We start from the raw sequence: 15,579 nt of genomic DNA, 5'->3' as shown, positions 1-15,579 counted from the left end.
GTTTAAGCCTTGAAGAGCCGCCGGCGGATGGCCGCCACGTTGCCGAAGATCCGCACGCCGAGCACGACGACGACGCCCGTGGAGAGCTGCCCGCCCACGCCGAGCTGGTCGCCCAGGTAGACGATCAGGGCGGCGACCAGCACGTTCGAGATGAACGAGATCACGAACTGCTTGTCGTCGAAGATCCCGTCGAGCCGGGCCCGCACGCCCCCGAACACGGCGTCGAGCGCGGCCACCACCGCGATCGGCAGGTACGGCTGGAGGGCGGCCGGCACCGTCGGGTCCAGCAGGACGCCGAGCACGACGCCGACGGCCAGGGCGAGTACCGCGATCATGCCGACCCCCCGCGGGGCGCCGTCGTGGGGTGCTTCATTTCCCGCCTTCCGTGGTGCGAGGGGTGGGCGTGGCGGTGGGCGAGGGCGTCGCGAAGCGCAGCTGCGGCTCGGACGCGGCCGGGAGGGTGAGGTCGTCGACGCCGCGTACCGAGAAGGACATGCCCTCGTCCTCGACCAGCGCCCGGAAGAGCCGCGCGGTCGCGCTGTCCTTGAAGTCGTCCTCCATGTCGCCCGGTCCGATCGCGCGCACCACGTACGGGCGGGTGACCGGCCGGAAGTCGACCAGGATAGCCGAACCGGCGGCGCGGATGGTCGAGGTGGCGGTCAGCCGCTGGTCGTTGATCGAGATGGCCTCGGCGCCGGCGCTCCACAGCGCGTTCGCGATGTCCTGCAGGTCCCGGTCGAGCACCCGGCCGAGGTCGGGCTTGCCGGCGCCGGTGACCGCGTCGACCGCGTCCGGCGCGTCGTCCAGCCGCACCTCCACGCCGTCGCCGCGCACCCGGGCCAGCCCGGCGGCCGCCTCCTGGTCGCGCAGCCGGGCCGCGTCGCGGTCGTCGAGCACCGCGTCGCGCTGCCGGGCCACCTCGTCGCGCAGCTGGTCGGCCTCGCTCTGCAGGTCGTCGGTGACCGCCTGGCGCTGCTCGATCTGGTCGACCAGGCCGGCCCGGGCCTGGGTGCGGGACGGCTCGTCGGCCATCGTCTGCCGGTACGCCACGACGAGCAGGAAACCCACCGCGACCAGCGTGAGCGCGCTCACCAGCCGTACGCCGGTGCCCCGCCAACCGCGCGGCTCGCCGGCGATGGCCTTGCGCCGGGCCGCGTCGGCGTACCCGGGGTCGAGCGGGTTGCGAAACAGCTCGGTGAGGAAGTCCGGCGCGTACACCCTGGTCTTGTCGTTCACCGCTGGACCATCCGTCGCCGGACGAGCTGGGTGGTCTGCACCACGTAGAACGCGGCAGCTACCCAGTAGAGGACCAGGCCCCACCAGGCCAGTCCCCAGCCGATCGGGAAGGCCACCGGCGCCGCCCCGTCCGAGGCGTGCGCGAGCAGCAGCACCGGGAACGCGGCCAGGATGATGAACGTGGCCGTCTTGCCCACGTAGTGCACCGGCGGCGGCCCGTACCCGTACCGGCGCAGCACCGCCAGGCTGGCGACCAGCACCAGCTCGCGGGCGAGCAGCGCGGCCGTGTACTGCCAGGGCACCACCTCGCGCGCGGTGAACGCGACGAGCGTGGCGAGGATGTAGAGCCGGTCGACGGCGGGGTCGAGCAGCTCGCCGAGGCGGCTGACCTGGCCGAGGCGGCGGGCCACGTACCCGTCGACCCAGTCGGTGGTGCCGCCGATGGCGAGGACGACGACCGCGGCGACGTCGGAGTGCGGGCCGAGCAGGAGGTAGAGGAACAGCGGCACGCCGAGCAGCCGGACGAAGCTGATCCCGTTCGGAATGGTCAGGACCCGGGAAGCCTGGGCGCCCTGATGCGACACCGAGCCTCCCTCCGCTCCCCCCTTTGCAGCGGTTGCACTATATCTACCTGACCTCCGGTGGGTGTATCCGCCTCACCTTTGGGGGGTGTGCGGCACAGCCGGCCTGACCTCCCGCCGGCGGTTACTTAACCGGTTGATTTCCCGCCAGCCATTCATCTACGCTGATGCCGTCACCCTGGGAGCCGGGTGGTCGTCGTGGGGCTTTGGGCAAGCCCCCGTCCGATGCCCTCCGGGCTCCTTTTCCGAGGTGATCCATGAAACGAAAGATCGCGATAGTCTGCGCGGCGGCCGTCGCCCTGCTCGCGTCCGTCCTCGTCTTCGTCAAGCCGGCCGACGCCGCCGTGGGCCTGCGGGTCAGCGGCGGCCGCATCGTCGAGGCCAACGGCACCAACGTCGTCATGCGCGGGGTCAGCCACCCGCACGTCTGGTACACGAGCCAGACCAGCTCGTTCGCCAACATCAAGGCGCTGGGCGCCAACACCGTACGGGTGGTGCTCGGCAGCGGCCAGCGCTGGGGCCCGAGCAACGACCTCGCCACCGTGGTCAGCCTGTGCCGCACCAACCGCCTGCTCTGCGTGCTGGAGGCGCACGACACCACCGGGTACGGCGAGGAGGGCGCGGCGGCCACCCTCGACCAGGCCGCCAGCTACTGGATCAGCCAGCGCAGCGTGCTCGCCGGCACCGAGAACTTCATCGTCATCAACATCGGCAACGAGCCGTTCGGCAACAACGAGAGCGTCTCGGCCACCTGGCCGACCGCCACGTCCAGCGCGATCGGCCGGCTGCGCAACGCCGGCTTCGAGCACCTCATCATGGTCGACGCGCCGATGTGGGGGCAGGACTGGCGGTTCATCATGCGGGACAACGCGCAGACGGTCTTCAACGCCGACCCGCAGCGCAACACCGTCTTCTCCATCCACATGTACGGCGTCTTCGACACCGCCGCGGAGATCCAGGACTACCTGGGCCGCTTCCGCACGGCGGGGCTGCCGATCGTGGTCGGCGAGTTCGGCCACAACCACTCCGACGGCAACCCGGACGAAGACACGATCATGTCGTACACGCAGGCGAACGGGATCGGCTACATCGGCTGGAGCTGGAGCGGCAACGGTGGCGGCGTCGAGTACCTCGACATGGTCACCAACTTCGACCCGGCCCAGCTCACCTCCTGGGGTCAGCGGATCTTCAACGGCGCCAACGGCATCCGGCAGACCTCGCGCGAGCTGAGCTGGTTCGGCGGCACCAACCCGACCACCGGCCCGACCACCCGCCCGCCGACCACCCCGCCGACGACGCCGCCCACGACCCCGCCGACCACGGCGCCCACCACCTCGCCGCCCCCGGCCGGGCGCAGCTGCACGGTCGCGTACTCGGTGATCGGCCAGTGGCAGGGCGGCTTCCAGGGCGAGGTCCGGGTGACCGCCGGCAGCTCGGCGATCAGCGGCTGGACGGTCAGCTGGTCGTTCCCGTCCGGCCAGACCGTCAACCAGTCCTGGAACGCCACGATCACCTCCAGCGGCGCGAACGTGACCGCCCGGAACGTGAGCTACAACGGCAGCCTCGGCGCCGGCGCGACCACCGCGTTCGGCTTCATCGGCTCCTGGAACGGCACCAACACCAACCCGACCCCGACCTGTACCGCCAGCTGACCCGCACGGTCGAGAAGGGGCCCCGCCGCGACCGGCGGCGGGGCCCTCGTGTCACTACGGGAGCAGCGCGCCGACGTCGACCGGGGAGTCGATCAGCCCGTCCCGCAGGGCCAGGTCGGCGAGGGTCTGTACCGAGGCGCGGTTGACCTCCGGCGGCCACTTCGGGAGGGTGACCTGCGCGATCACCTCGGGTGCGATCTTCGTGTACGTGCCGATGACGCGCCTCGCCTCGTCCGGGTGGGCGTCGGCGTAGGCCAGGGACTCGCGCATGGCCTCGCCGAACCGCCGGACCAGGTCGGGGTCGCGCTCCACCAGCGGCTGCGAGGTGAAGTAGACCGCGACGGTCAGGTCGGGCGCGGCGTCCACATAGCTCGACGCCACCGAGCGGGCGCCCTGCGCGCGGGCCGCCGACTGGAACGGCTCGACCATGAACGCCGCGTCCACCTTGCCGCTCCGCAGCGCCGCGGGCATGTCCGGGAACGGCAGCTCGGTGAACCTCAGCGCGGCCGGGTCGGCGCCGGCCTTGCGGACCGAGGCGCGGACCGTGGTGTCGACGATGTTGCGCAGGGTGTTGACGGCGATGTCGTGGCCGGGCAGGTCGGCGGCGGTACGGATCGGGCTGTCGCCGCGGACCAGCACGCTGCCGAAGTCGGCGCCGTCCACGCCGGTGGAGTTGTTGCCGTTGCTCACCACCTTGAGCGGCAGCCGCTCGGAGCGGGCCAGCAGCAGCGACACCACGTTGCTGAAGCCGAACTGGTACTGGCCGCTGACCACCGCCGGCACGATCGCGGCGCCGCCCTGCGCGGGGGTCAGCGTGAGGTCGATGCCGCGGCTGGCGAAGAAGCCCTTCTCCTTGCCGAGGTAGATCGGGGCCACGTCGAGGATCGCGATGACCCCGACATCGACCCGGTCCGGGCCCTCGTCGGAGGAGGCGGGCGGGTCGGAGCCACAGCCGGCCACGAGGCAGGCGACCAGCGCGAAGGCGAGGAAGCGGCGCACGTCACTCACCCCAGACCTCTCGCGCGGTCTCCACCACCAGCCGCAGCTTGGCGACCTGCTCGTCGTAGCCGAGGGCGTTTCCCTCCACTGTGGACGAGAAGCCGCACTGCGGGGAGAGGCAGAGCTGCTCCAGCGGTACGTGCCGGGCCGCCTCGTCGATGCGGCGCTTGAGGTCGTCTTTGCTCTCCAGCTCGCCGCGCTTGGTGGTGACGAGGCCGAGCACCACCATCTTGCCGGGCGGTACGAAGCGGAGCGGGCCGAAGCCGCCGGAGCGCTCGTCGTCGTACTCCAGGAAGAAGCCATCGACGTCGAGCTGGGTGAACAGGGCCTCGGCGACGAAGTCGTACCCGCCCTCGGCCGCCCACGACGACCGGAAGTTGCCCCGGCACATGTGGGTGGTCACGGCCATGTCGGCCGGCCGCCCGGCGAGGGCGGCGTTGATCTGCCGGATGTACCGCTCGTGCTGGTGCATCGGGTCGCCACCGTGGGCGGCGACCAGCTCGCGCTGCCGGGGGTCGTTGAGGTAGGCGAGGCTGGTGTCGTCGAGCTGCAGGTAGGTGCAGCCGAGCAGGCCGAGCTGGCGCACCTCCTCGGCGTACGCGGCGGAGAGGTCGTCCCAGAACTGGTCCAGGTCCGGGTAGACCCGCGCGTCGATCGCCGCGCGGCCGCCCCGGTAGTGGACCATGCTGGGCGACGGGATGGTGAGCTTGGGGACGTTCGTCTTGACCTGGGACCGCAGGTAGGTGAAGGCGTCGGTGAAGATGGGCTTGGCGAGCCAGACGCGGTCGTGCACGCGGAGGGCGGCCGAGCTGAACTCGAGCGTCCCCTCGTCGTTGAAGAACCGCACGGTCAGCTTCTCGTCGGCGGGGTCGATGCCGCCGAGCTGGTAGATGAAGTCCATGTGCCAGGAGGTCCGGCGAAACTCGCCGTCGGTGGCCGAGCGCAGGCCGACCTCCTCCTGCATGCGAACGACCTCGGTGATCGCCTCGTCCTCGACCGCGCGGAGCTCGTCGGCGGTGATGCAGCCGGCGGCACGGTCCTCCCGCGCGCGCAGCAACGCGGCGGGTCGCAACAGGCTGCCGACGTGGTCGGCGCGGAATGGTGGGCGGTTACGCGCATCCATCCGCTAACGATAGACCTCGATGTAGCCGCGCCCCGTCACCTCGTCGCGCCCGGTTTCCCGAACCCGAGGCGGGCGTGGCCGGGCCCGCGCTGCCGGTAAAATCTGATCATGGAGGAGACGCGCTGGCTGACGGCCGAGCAGCAGCGTGCCTGGCGGCGGTTCGCGGCCGTGGTGACGCAGCTGCCCGGCGCGCTCGACGCCCAGCTGCAGCAGGACGCAAACCTCACCCACTTCGGGTACTGGGTGCTGGCGATGCTCTCCGAGGCGCCCGACCGCGCGCTGCGGATGAGCGAGCTGGCCACGCTCTCCAACGGCTCCCAGTCCCGCCTCTCCCACCTGGTCGGCCGGCTCGAGGAGCGCGGGTGGGTGCGGCGCGAGCGGACCCCGGAGGACGGCCGAGGCTACCTGGCCGTGCTCACCGACGAGGGGTACCGGAAGGTGGTCGAGACCGCGCCCGGCCACGTGGCGAAGGTGCGGTCGGTGGTCTTCGACGCCCTCACCCCGGAGCAGGTCGCCCAGCTCGACGAGATCAGCGCGCTCATCCTCGCCCGCCTCACCCCGCTTCCGTGATCGAAGCTCCCGTCACGCCGCTGGAACGACTTGACGGGAGCTTCGATCACCGGGGGGGGGGGGGGGGGGCCCCCCCCCCCCCCCCCCGGGGGGCCCCGGGCCGTGAGCGACCCCCCCGGCCCGCCGGGGGACCGCGTTCCGGGTAGCTGCCATCACCGGGGGCGGGCGGCGGGCCAACCGCCCGCCGCCCGCTGGGAAATCAGATCTTCCCGGTGCCGGCGCCGCTGGTCACCGACGCCTTGACGCTGCTCGCGCTGTCCATCTGGTACGAGTACGGGATGCCGGCCACGCTGCCGCCCGTCTCCCCGCTACCGGAGTTGACGAAGTGGTTGTTGCGCGCGACCAGGTTGCCATCCGGCGAGCTGCCCTCGCCGCGGTGGAACGGGTCCTCGACGTTCTCGAAGTAGTTGCCCTCGACGAGGACGCCCGCCTCGCAGGTGGAGGCGACGCCGTAGCTGCCGATGTTGCTGTAGTAGTTGTTGAACACGTGGACGGGGTTGCCGAAGCGCACCCGCGGGTGCCGCTGGTTGGTGCCGTCGAACCAGTTGTTGTTGTACGTCACCCGCAGGTGGCCGCGGTCCTCGCCGCCGTTGCCGTCGGAGTGGCCGAGCAGCGCGGTCTTGTCGTGGTCGAAGAAGCGGTTCCACGAGACCGTGACGTAGTCGGAGGCGCGCTTGATGTCGACCGCGCCGTCGCTGCCGTCACTGAAGCTGTTGTGGTCGATCCAGACCCGGGTGGAGTACTGCACGTTGATCGCGTCGTCACCCCAGCCCCGGAAGTTGACGTTCCGGATGATCACATTGGACACCTCGGAGACGTTGAGCCCGCCACCGGTGATCGTGGCGCCGCTCCCGACGCCGATGATGGTCTTGTTGGCCGCCACCTTCTGCATGCCGCTGATCGAGATCGTGCCGGACACCCGGATCACCCGGGCGCCGCTGGCCTGCATGTTGCTGATCAGGGCCGACGAGCTCGTGACGGTCACCGGCGAGGCGCTGCCGCCGCCGGTCGTGCCGCCGCCCTGCGTGGCCCAGCCCTGCAAGTTGAACGTGGCGGCGGACGCGTCCGGCATCGCGACCAGTGCCCCGGCCGCGGCGAGCGCCAGTGCGGCCACACCGATCGCCGGCCCGCGCCAGCGGCGCGGGCGTGGGCGCTCGGCTTGGTCGGTGCGGTGGAGCGTCATGGGGGAACCTCCCGTGGGGACGGTGCGCCGGGCGGGCCGGAGCGAGGCAGATCAGCACCGGCGGGCGCGGCGGCAAGCGGTAGCCCGGAGACAGGAAAACGCTTTCCAGTTCCTTACCGTATAGATGCCCATGAATTCTGTCAACCGAGGGGATGCCGGTTTGCGCCCGAAAGGGTTAGGCTTTGGCCGCGCCGGCGGCACCGCCGGACCCCCTCCGCCCGGCCCCCACTCGGGCGACCCCGCCGTGCCGCCCGCAGGGAGACTGAGTGCCCAGCCGCCCGGACCACCCTGGCCCCCGCCCCGCGAGGCCGGCTGACGCGCCCACCGTCGAGCCCGGCCGGCGCCGCGCCCTACCCGCCAGCCCCACCTCACCGCCCGCCGGCCCGGTGCCGCGCCGCGCCCTACCCGCCAGCCCCACCTCGCCACCCGCCGGCCCGGTGCCGCGCCGCGCCCTACCCGCCAGCCCCACCTCGCCACCCGCCGGCCCGGTGCCGCGCCGCACCCTGCCCGCCAGCCCCACCTCACCGCCCGGCGGACCGGTGCCGCGCCGCGCCGCGCCCTTCGGCCTCCGCCGGCCCAGCGCGTCCGAGGTGCTGCTGCTCTGGGCACCGACCGCGCTCGGCGTGACGGTGGCCCTGGTCATCATCGCGGCGGTCGCGGTCACCCGCGGCTCCGGCGCCGGCCCGGCCCCGCGCGCCTCCATCGACTACGCCTGGACCCCGCCGGTCGCCGACTACACGCCCGCCGTCGCCACCACGACCCGCGCGCCCTCGCCCCCGCCGCCGCCCAACACGCTGCCGCCGCTGTCCCCATCCGCCAGACCCACCACCGCCAAGCCCCGCACCACGCCGCCGCCTCCCCCGGCACCGCCCCCGGTGACCGGCCGCTACTCGCTGGTCGACACCTACCGCGACGGCTTCATCGGCCAGGTGCTGGTCACCAACCCCGCCGCCAACCAGCGCGAGTGGACGGTGCGGCTGGAGTTCCCGCGCGGCGTGGGGCGCCTGCAGACCTTCTGGGTCGACGGCGCGCCCCCGCCCGAATTCGACCGCCTCGGCGGCGCCTACGTCTTCACCGGCCGCACCCCGGTCACCGCCCGCGGCAAGCTGGCGCTGCGCGTCCAGTTCGAGCGGTGGGGCCGCGACATCGCCCCCACCGCCTGCACGGTCAACGGCACCGCCTGCGCCAGCGCCTGACCCGGGCGCCGGCGCCGCGCGGACGCGCCGTTCTCGCGCCGGCGCGCCGTTCTCGTGCCGGCGCCGCGCAAGCGCGTCGTTCTCGCGGCGGCGCCGCAGGTTGAGCACGAGCCGTGCCGCGGAGCAGATCGTGGTACTTTCCTGCCCCTCCAGGGGCATCTACGTACCACGATCTGTTCCTTTCCCAGCATCCGGAAGGCCCGCATCACGGGCTACGGCCTGTTTCAAACGGATTGTCGAGGCGAGCCGAGGTCCAGGGAGGCTGCGAGCCAGCCGACTCGCCGGCACGTCCGTACGGGCTTCATGCTCGCGCGGCGCCGGCGACTCGGCAAGCTCGCCGGCGCCGCCGGTCGTCGTCTGGGCCCGGCGCAGCCCGGCAAGGATTCTCGAAACAGGCCCTGGTCCACAATGGCCACTGGCGACGGCGGCCGCGCCCTCAGGAGGTGAAGTCGACGCGGAGGGCGGGGCCGCGGGAGCAACGGTCCGGACCTCGCCGGATCGCTCGCCGGAGCGTGACGCCGACGTCGGGGCCGGCCGATGCCGACCCCACACGGTCGATAGCGCGATCTCGCGCGGAAACGGGCGGAAGGGAAGCCTACCGTCCAATATGGACAGAGCATGGCCGGCAGGCCGCGGGCGGGCGATCCGGTCTGGGCTCTTGCCCGGCCAGCGCCGTGACTCTACGGTCCACCCATGACGCTGCTCTCGGACCTCGTGGCCGCCCTCGACGCCGGCACGATCGAGGTGGTCGACCTCACCGCTCCGCTCTCCCCGGCGACCCCGATCATCGCGCTGCCCGAGCAGTTCGGGCAGACCAGCCGCTTCGGGCTGGCCGAGATCAGCCGGTACGACGACGCGGGCCCCGCCTGGTACTGGAACAACTTCACCACCGGTGAGCACACCGGCACCCACTTCGACGCGCCGATCCACTGGGTGACCGGGCGTGACCTGCCGGATGTCTCCCGCGTCCCGGCCCGCGACCTGCTCGCGCCGGCGGTGGTGCTCGACTTCACCGCGCGGGTGGCCGACGACCCGGACGCGCTGCTGGAGGTCGCCGACATCGAGGCGTGGCAGGAGGAGCACGGCCCGCTCCCGGCCGGCGGGTGGCTGCTGGTCCGCACCGGGTGGGACGCGCGCAGCGACGACGACACGGCGTACCTCAACGCGGGCCGCACCCCGGGCATGTCGGTGGCCTGCGCCAAGTGGCTGGCCGAGGAGGCGCCGGTGCGCGGCGTGGGCGTGGAGACGGTGGGGACCGACGCGGGGGCGGCGCACTCGTTCGACCCGCCGTTCCCCTGCCACTCGTACCTGCTGGGCGCCGGCAAGTACGGCCTCACCCAGCTGCGCAACCTCGCCCTGCTGCCGCCCACCGGCGCGGTGCTGGTGGCCGGGCCGCTGCCCATTGTGGACGGTTCGGGCAGCCCGTGCCGGGTGCTGGCGCTGGTCGAGCGGTGAACGTCGCCTCCGCCGTCGCTCAGGCCCTGGCCGCCCACGGCGTGCGGGACGTCTTCGGCGTGGTCGGCAGCGGCAACTTCCACGTCACGAACGCGCTCGTCGCCGCCGGCGCCCGCTTCCACGCCGCGGCCCACGAGGGTGGCGCGGCGAGCATGGCCGACGGGTACGCCCGGGTCTCCGGCCGCCTCGGCGTGCTCACCGTGCACCAGGGCCCGGGCGTGACCAACGCGCTGACCGGGGTCGCCGAGGCGGCGAAGAGCCGTACCCCGTTGGTGGTCCTGGCCCCGGAGGCGACGAGCCCGCACTCCAACTTCCACGTCGACCTGCCCGCCCTGGCCGGGTCGGTGGGCGCGGCCTTCCACCGGGTGGCGGCTGCCTCCGTGTACGCGGACGTGGCGCGGGCCTGCGCCGCCGGCCGGACGGTGGTGTTGGGCCTCCCGCTGGACGTCCAGGCCCAGCCGGCCGGCCCACCGGCGCCCGGCGCGCCGCCGCCCCCGACCGCCACCCCCGACGTCGGGTCCCTTGTGGACGCTCTCGGGGCCGCCCGGCGCCCGGTCTTCGTCGCCGGCCGGGGCGCCGCCCGCCGGGGCGCGGCCGCCCGCACCGCGATCGCCGCGCTCGCCGACCGCCGCGGCGCGCTCCTGGCCGTCTCCGCCGCCGCCCGCGGCCTCTTCGCCGGCGACCCCTGGTACCTGGACGTCTCCGGCGGCTTCGCCACCCCGCTCGCCGCCGAGCTGATCGGCGGTGCCGACCTCGTCGTCGCCTGGGGCTGCGCGCTCAACATGTGGACCACCCGGCACGGCCGCCTGATCCGCCCCGGCACCACGGTCGCCCAGGTCGACCTCGACCCGGCCGCGCTGGGTCGCCACCGCCCGGTCGACGTGGCGGTGACCGGCGACGTGGTCGAGGTCGCCCGCGCCTGCGCCGCCGGCCTCGGCCGCGACGAGGGCTGGCGCACCGCGTCGCTGCGGGCCCGGATCGCCGCGGCGGGGCGGTGGCGCGACGTGCCGTACGAGGACGCGACCGGCGGCGGCCGCGTCGACCCGCGCACGCTGAGCGCCGCGCTCGACGACCTGCTCCCGGCGCAGCGCACGGTGGTCGTCGACTCGGGCAACTTCATGGGCTACCCGTCGATGTACCTCTCGGTGCCGGACGCGGCCGGCTTCTGCTTCACCCAGGCGTTCCAGTCGATCGGGCTCGGCCTCGCCTCCGCGCTGGGCGCCGCGGTCGCCCGCCCCGACCGCCTCACGGTGGCCGCGCTCGGCGACGGCGGCTTCCTGATGTCGGTGGCCGAGCTCACCACCGCCGTCCGGCTGGGCCTCCCCCTGCTGGTCGTCGTCTACGACGACGCCGCCTACGGCGCCGAGGTCCACCACTTCGGCCCGCACGGCCACCCGCTCGACACGGTCACGTTTCCGGACACGGACCTGGCCGCCACCGCGCGCGGCTTCGGCTGCGCGTCACTCACCGTCCGCACCCCGGAAGACCTGGATGGGGTACGCGAGTGGCTCGCCGGCCCGCGCGACACCCCTCTGGTCGTGGACGCCAAGGTGACGTCGCACGAGCCGTCGTGGTGGCTCGAGGAAGCCTTCCGCGGCCACTGATCGTTCGCCCGCTTTCCGCGGGAAACGCCGCCCGGAGCGTGGTTTTCGGGCGAACGATCGAGCGCCATAGCAGATCCGTCGCCGTCGCGGTGGCTTTCCACAGCGTCGACCGCCGTCCACAGATCGACGATCGGCGCGTCGAGCGCGCCGGCCGGATGGGCGAGCATCGCGGCATGAACGCGACGCTGCGAGCCCTGCTCGCCCACGGCCATGGTGTGGCGGGACGGAACGAGGTGGACCAGGTCGTCTCGATCCGGGCGCTGGAGTGGGCCGTGCGCTCCGGTCACGTGCACCGGCTCCTGCCCGGCGTGTACGCCGAGGCCGCCCTCGCCGACCAGCCCGCCGTGCTCCGGCGCGCCGCCGTCCGGTACGCCGGGGGCCGCGGGACGCTCAGCCACACCACCGCTCTGGACGTGTGGGGGCTGCGCCCCGCGGATCGGGACGAGCCCGTGCATCTCCGCGTCCCCTTCGACGTCCGGCTGCGTTCGCACCCGCCAGTGGTGGTGCACCAACGCAGGGGCCTGCGGATCGAGCCGCCGGACGTGGTCACGCGGTCCGGACTGCCGGTCACGCGCCTGGAGACCACACTGGTCGACGCGTGGCCGCTGCTCCGGCGGGAGGAGCGACCCGCACCGCTGATCAAGGCCGTCCGCGAGCGGTGGACCACGCCGGAAAGGGTCTTGGCGGCGCTGGAGGCCGTACCCCGGCTCGCCGACCGCGCCGGGATCCGAGCGCTGCTGGACCGGCTGGCCAGCGGCTGTCACAGCCCGCTGGAGATCTGGGGCCACGACCAGGTGTTCACCGGGCCGGGCATGCCGCGGTTCGAACGCCAGGTGGCGGTGCGCGTCGACGGTCGGGCGTGCTATCTCGACGTGTGGGCGCCGAGGGAGCGCGTCGACTTCGAACTGGACGGCGCGGCGTGGCACGCGGCGCCCGAGCGGCGCGAGGCGGACCTGCGACGGGACGCCGCGCTGGCAGCGCTCGGCATCCAGGTGGTCCGGTTTACCCACCGCCGGCTGTTTCGCGAGCCGGATGCGGTACGGCGGGAGGTCCTGGAAGTCCTCGCCGCTGCCCGCCGACGAGCCGCTTGATCGTTCGCCCGAAAACCACGCTCTCCACGGCGTTTCACGCGGAGAACGGGCGAACGATCAAGCGGCGGGCGAGTCGGGTCAGGCGGGTGGGCGGTTTCGGAGGGCGATCACCGTGGCGCCGGGGTGGAGGCTGGCGGCGAGGGAGCCGCGTACGCCGTCGGCGCCGTCGCGCAGGGCTTCCAGGAGCTCGCCGGCCTTCATCGGGCGGCCGAAGAGGTGGCCCTGGCCGGCCGTGCAGCCCAGCTCCCACAGCGCCTGGCGCTGGTCGGCGGTCTCCACGCCCTCGGCGACCAGCGCCAGGCCGAGCGAGCGGCCCAGCTCGACCGTGGAGCGGACGGCGGCGGCCGCCTGGGCCGAGGTGCGCATCGCGGCGACGAAGGTACGGTCGATCTTCAGCTCGTGGACCGCGACCTCGGAGACGACGGAGAGCGACGAGTGGCCGGTGCCGAAGTCGTCCAGCGCCAGCCGAACGCCGGCCGAACGCAGGGTGGTCAGCACCCGCTCGACGGCCTGGAGCTGCCCCACCGAGGTAGTCTCGGCCAGCTCCAGCATCAGCGAGCCCGGGTCGAGGCGGCGGGCGCGCAGCTCGTCGAGGACCATCGCCGGGAACGCGGGGTCGAGCAGGCTGTGCGGTGACACGTTGAGCGCGACGGTCAGGTCGAAGCCGGCCGCCTTCCACTCGCGCAGGCCGAGCAGCGCCTGGCGGAGCACCCGGGCGGTGAACGCGCCGAGCAGGTCGGAGCGCTCCACGATCGGGAGCCACTGCTTGGGCAGCAGCACGCCGTGGCGGGGGTGCTGCCAGCGGGTGAGCGCCTCGGCCGCGACCGCCTCGCCGCTGCCCAGGTCGACGATCGGCTGGAAGCGGACGGTGAACTCGCCCTCCTCCACCGCGCGGGCCAGCTCGCCGCCGAGGGAGAGCTGCCGGTGGTCGGCGGTGTCCCGGCCGTGCTGGTAGTCCACGATGGACACACCGGCGCGCTTGGCCTGGTACATCGCGACGTCGGCGCGGCGCAGCAGCTCGCCGGCGGCCACGCCCGGTCCGGCGAGGGCGATGCCGGCGCTGGCCTGCACGGTGACCTGCATGCCGGCGAGGGCGACCGGATCGCGCAGGCAGTCGAGGATGCGGCGGGCGCGGTGGATCGCGGTGGCCGGTGCGGGCAGGTTGTCGAGCACGATCGCGAACTCGTCGCCGCCCAGCCGGGCCACCACCGCGCCGTTCTCGTCGGCCGCCGCGTGCAGCCGGCCACCCAGCTCGACCAGGAGCTGGTCGCCGAAGGCGTGGCCGAGCGTGTCGTTGACCTCCTTGAACCGGTTGAGGTCGACCAGCGCGAGCGCGCGGGTGCCGCTGGCCGGCTGCTCCGGCGCCGCGCCGAGGCGGTCGAGCAGGGCGCGCCGGTTGGCGAGGCCGGTGAGCGGGTCGTGGCGGGCGTCCTCGGCGTGCCGGTCGCGCTCCTCGGTCAGCTCCGCGTACGCCCGGGCGTTGAGGATCGCGGTGGTCAGCGAGGCGCCGAAGGCCCGCAGCGTGCTCTCCTCCCGCCCGTGGATGCCGCCGGTGGTCGCCGGCAGGGCGAGCCGCAGCACCCCGATCGCGCTGCCGTCGCGCCCGCCGAGGAAGCGGCTGGCGGTCAGCTCGGCCGGCGGCGGCGCCTGGCTGGAGGGGCCGTCGTACAGCACGCGGGTGGCGTCGGCGCGGACCAGCCGGCAGGGCTCGACGTCCCAGAGCTCGACCTGCGCCTGCCGGGCGTTGAAGACCGCCACGGCGCCCCGGGCGGCGGTGTGCAGCACGCCGGTGAGGTCGACGCCGTTGAGCGCGTCGGTGGCGGCGGCGAGCTGCTCCCAGGTGGTGCGCTCGGCGCGCAGGTGCAGGCGGTGCATGTAGAGCAGGTAGAGGACGAGCTGGGCCAGGGGTATCGCGATCATGAGCCGGGGGTCGAGCGCGAGCAGGCCGAGGGCGGCGCCGGCGAGCAGGATGCTCGCGAGGTTGACGGCGAGCCGCACGTCCCAGTCGGTGCGCCAGATCTGGCCCCACGACCGGCCGGTGGCGAGCACCAGCGTGGCCGGCATGACGATCTCCTCGACCGCGGCGAACGCGGCGGCGGCCAGCGACAGCGCCACCACGTACGTGACCCAGCCCTGGGTGAGCAGCTCGCCCTCGACGCCGGGCCGGACACCGGCCAGCCACGCCGCGTACGACGCGGCGGTGGCGGCCAGGACGTCCTTGCCGCTGTTGTGCAGGGCCTTGTGAAACGAGACACCGGCGTGCCGGGCGGCGAGCCGGCCGGCGGTGACGCCGGTGGCCGCGCAGAGGATGGCCCAGGCCGGTGGCAGGATCACGGCGAGCACGAGCACCGCGGCCGAGGTGGCGGTAAACCGCATCTGGCTGCGGATCTGCACCGGCGCGGAACACGCGGTGGCGACGATGACGAGGCCGACGGCGATGACGAGGTAGAGCCACTCGGCCGGTGACGGCGCGACCAGGTGGGTGGCCGCCCAGGTCACGCACCCGGCGGCCAGAAACAGGACGAGACCGGTCAACAGCCGCAGCTGCCCGGTCTCACCCTTCCGCACGTCGGCCCGCTCTCTCCACTGTGGAAGGTTTCCATCGACCGGTCGACATTCGGTCAGGTTACCGCAGCAGTGAGTGAGATCGACAGCCCCGTGATATGTCAGCCCCAGTCCCAGTTGTTTCGCATGGCCGCCCTCCCTCCGCGTCGCCCACGGACACGGTAGGGAGAGTTCGCCCTGGAAAGGAAGGTTAAAACGTCCCTTGCACCACACTGAGCCTATTCAGGCGGATCTGTAACGTTCCGTCGGATTCACGCCACGCTCCGCAACCACCTACGGACGCTCACAACCTGGCGCGAGGCCACGCGGAGTAACCCTCAACCG

13 protein-coding genes are annotated in these 15,579 nt (G+C 73.3%); 6 read left to right on the top strand and 7 right to left on the bottom strand.

What is annotated here, in order from left to right; all coding sequences use genetic code 11:
• Window positions 1-2 precede the first annotated feature (2 nt).
• Genes RB614_RS29125 through clsA form a run of 3 tightly spaced genes read right to left on the bottom strand, consistent with a single transcriptional unit; the run spans window position 3 to window position 1,820 of the window.
• The gene (locus tag RB614_RS29125) at window positions 3-335 is read right to left on the bottom strand and encodes a small basic family protein (protein ID WP_308715871.1); all 333 of its coding nucleotides are present in this window, start codon (window positions 333-335) and stop codon (window positions 3-5) included.
• Between the two features lie 34 nt (window positions 336-369).
• Window positions 370-1,236 carry a DUF881 domain-containing protein gene (locus RB614_RS29120; protein WP_308715870.1) on the bottom strand — a complete coding sequence of 289 codons (867 nt, stop codon included), beginning with the start codon at window positions 1,234-1,236 and terminating at the stop codon, window positions 370-372.
• Window positions 1,233-1,820: a cardiolipin synthase ClsA gene (gene clsA, locus RB614_RS29115; RefSeq protein WP_308715869.1), complete on the bottom strand. Its 588-nt coding sequence runs from the start codon at window positions 1,818-1,820 to the stop codon at window positions 1,233-1,235. The genes RB614_RS29120 and clsA overlap by 4 nt, the downstream gene beginning before the upstream one ends.
• Before the next feature lie 254 nt (window positions 1,821-2,074).
• Here clsA and RB614_RS29110 point away from each other — a divergent pair, with 254 nt between their 5' ends.
• Window positions 2,075-3,469, top strand: a complete 1,395-nt coding sequence (locus RB614_RS29110) for a cellulase family glycosylhydrolase (protein WP_308715868.1) — start codon at window positions 2,075-2,077, stop codon at window positions 3,467-3,469.
• 54 nt (window positions 3,470-3,523) lie between these two features.
• Here RB614_RS29110 and RB614_RS29105 read toward each other — a convergent pair whose 3' ends face one another.
• Both RB614_RS29105 and RB614_RS29100 read right to left on the bottom strand, forming a co-directional pair.
• Complete coding sequence (locus RB614_RS29105; RefSeq protein WP_308715867.1) at window positions 3,524-4,477, bottom strand: ABC transporter substrate-binding protein; 954 nt, start codon at window positions 4,475-4,477, stop codon at window positions 3,524-3,526.
• Window positions 4,470-5,591 carry a 5-methyltetrahydropteroyltriglutamate--homocysteine S-methyltransferase gene (locus RB614_RS29100; RefSeq protein ID WP_308715866.1) on the bottom strand — a complete coding sequence of 374 codons (1,122 nt, stop codon included), beginning with the start codon at window positions 5,589-5,591 and terminating at the stop codon, window positions 4,470-4,472. The genes RB614_RS29105 and RB614_RS29100 overlap by 8 nt, the downstream gene beginning before the upstream one ends.
• A 108-nt stretch (window positions 5,592-5,699) precedes the next feature.
• On the opposite strand from RB614_RS29100, the gene RB614_RS29095 reads away from it, so the two are divergent.
• Entirely contained in the window at window positions 5,700-6,161 is a 462-nt protein-coding gene (locus RB614_RS29095; RefSeq protein ID WP_308715865.1) for a MarR family winged helix-turn-helix transcriptional regulator, read from the top strand.
• A gap of 199 nt (window positions 6,162-6,360) precedes the next feature.
• On the opposite strand, the gene RB614_RS29090 is transcribed toward RB614_RS29095, so the two are convergent.
• Complete coding sequence (locus RB614_RS29090; protein WP_308715864.1) at window positions 6,361-7,344, bottom strand: pectate lyase family protein; 984 nt, start codon at window positions 7,342-7,344, stop codon at window positions 6,361-6,363.
• Between the two features lie 266 nt (window positions 7,345-7,610).
• Here RB614_RS29090 and RB614_RS29085 point away from each other — a divergent pair, with 266 nt between their 5' ends.
• From RB614_RS29085 to RB614_RS29070, 4 genes are all read left to right on the top strand, one after another.
• On the top strand, window positions 7,611-8,540 hold the full coding sequence (locus RB614_RS29085) for a hypothetical protein (protein ID WP_308715863.1): 930 nt from the start codon (window positions 7,611-7,613) through the stop codon (window positions 8,538-8,540).
• 693 nt (window positions 8,541-9,233) lie between these two features.
• Complete coding sequence (locus tag RB614_RS29080) at window positions 9,234-9,995, top strand: cyclase family protein (protein ID WP_308715862.1); 762 nt, start codon at window positions 9,234-9,236, stop codon at window positions 9,993-9,995.
• Entirely contained in the window at window positions 9,992-11,599 is a 1,608-nt protein-coding gene (locus RB614_RS29075; RefSeq protein WP_308715861.1) for a thiamine pyrophosphate-binding protein, read from the top strand. Before RB614_RS29080 ends, RB614_RS29075 begins: the two co-directional genes overlap by 4 nt.
• Before the next feature lie 173 nt (window positions 11,600-11,772).
• Window positions 11,773-12,690 (top strand): DUF559 domain-containing protein, encoded by a 918-nt coding sequence (locus RB614_RS29070; protein WP_308715860.1) that lies wholly within the window; start codon window positions 11,773-11,775, stop codon window positions 12,688-12,690.
• Between the two features lie 78 nt (window positions 12,691-12,768).
• Here the strand turns inward: RB614_RS29070 and RB614_RS29065 are convergent, their stop codons facing one another.
• Complete coding sequence (locus RB614_RS29065; RefSeq protein ID WP_308715859.1) at window positions 12,769-15,258, bottom strand: putative bifunctional diguanylate cyclase/phosphodiesterase; 2,490 nt, start codon at window positions 15,256-15,258, stop codon at window positions 12,769-12,771.
• Window positions 15,259-15,579: the final 321 nt, after the last annotated feature.

Source organism: Phytohabitans maris (assembly GCF_031085175.1).
GTDB classification, from domain to species: domain Bacteria; phylum Actinomycetota; class Actinomycetes; order Mycobacteriales; family Micromonosporaceae; genus Phytohabitans; species Phytohabitans maris.
The sequence above is the reverse complement of the archived record's forward strand: the minus strand, read 5'-3'. Positions and strand labels throughout refer to the sequence as shown.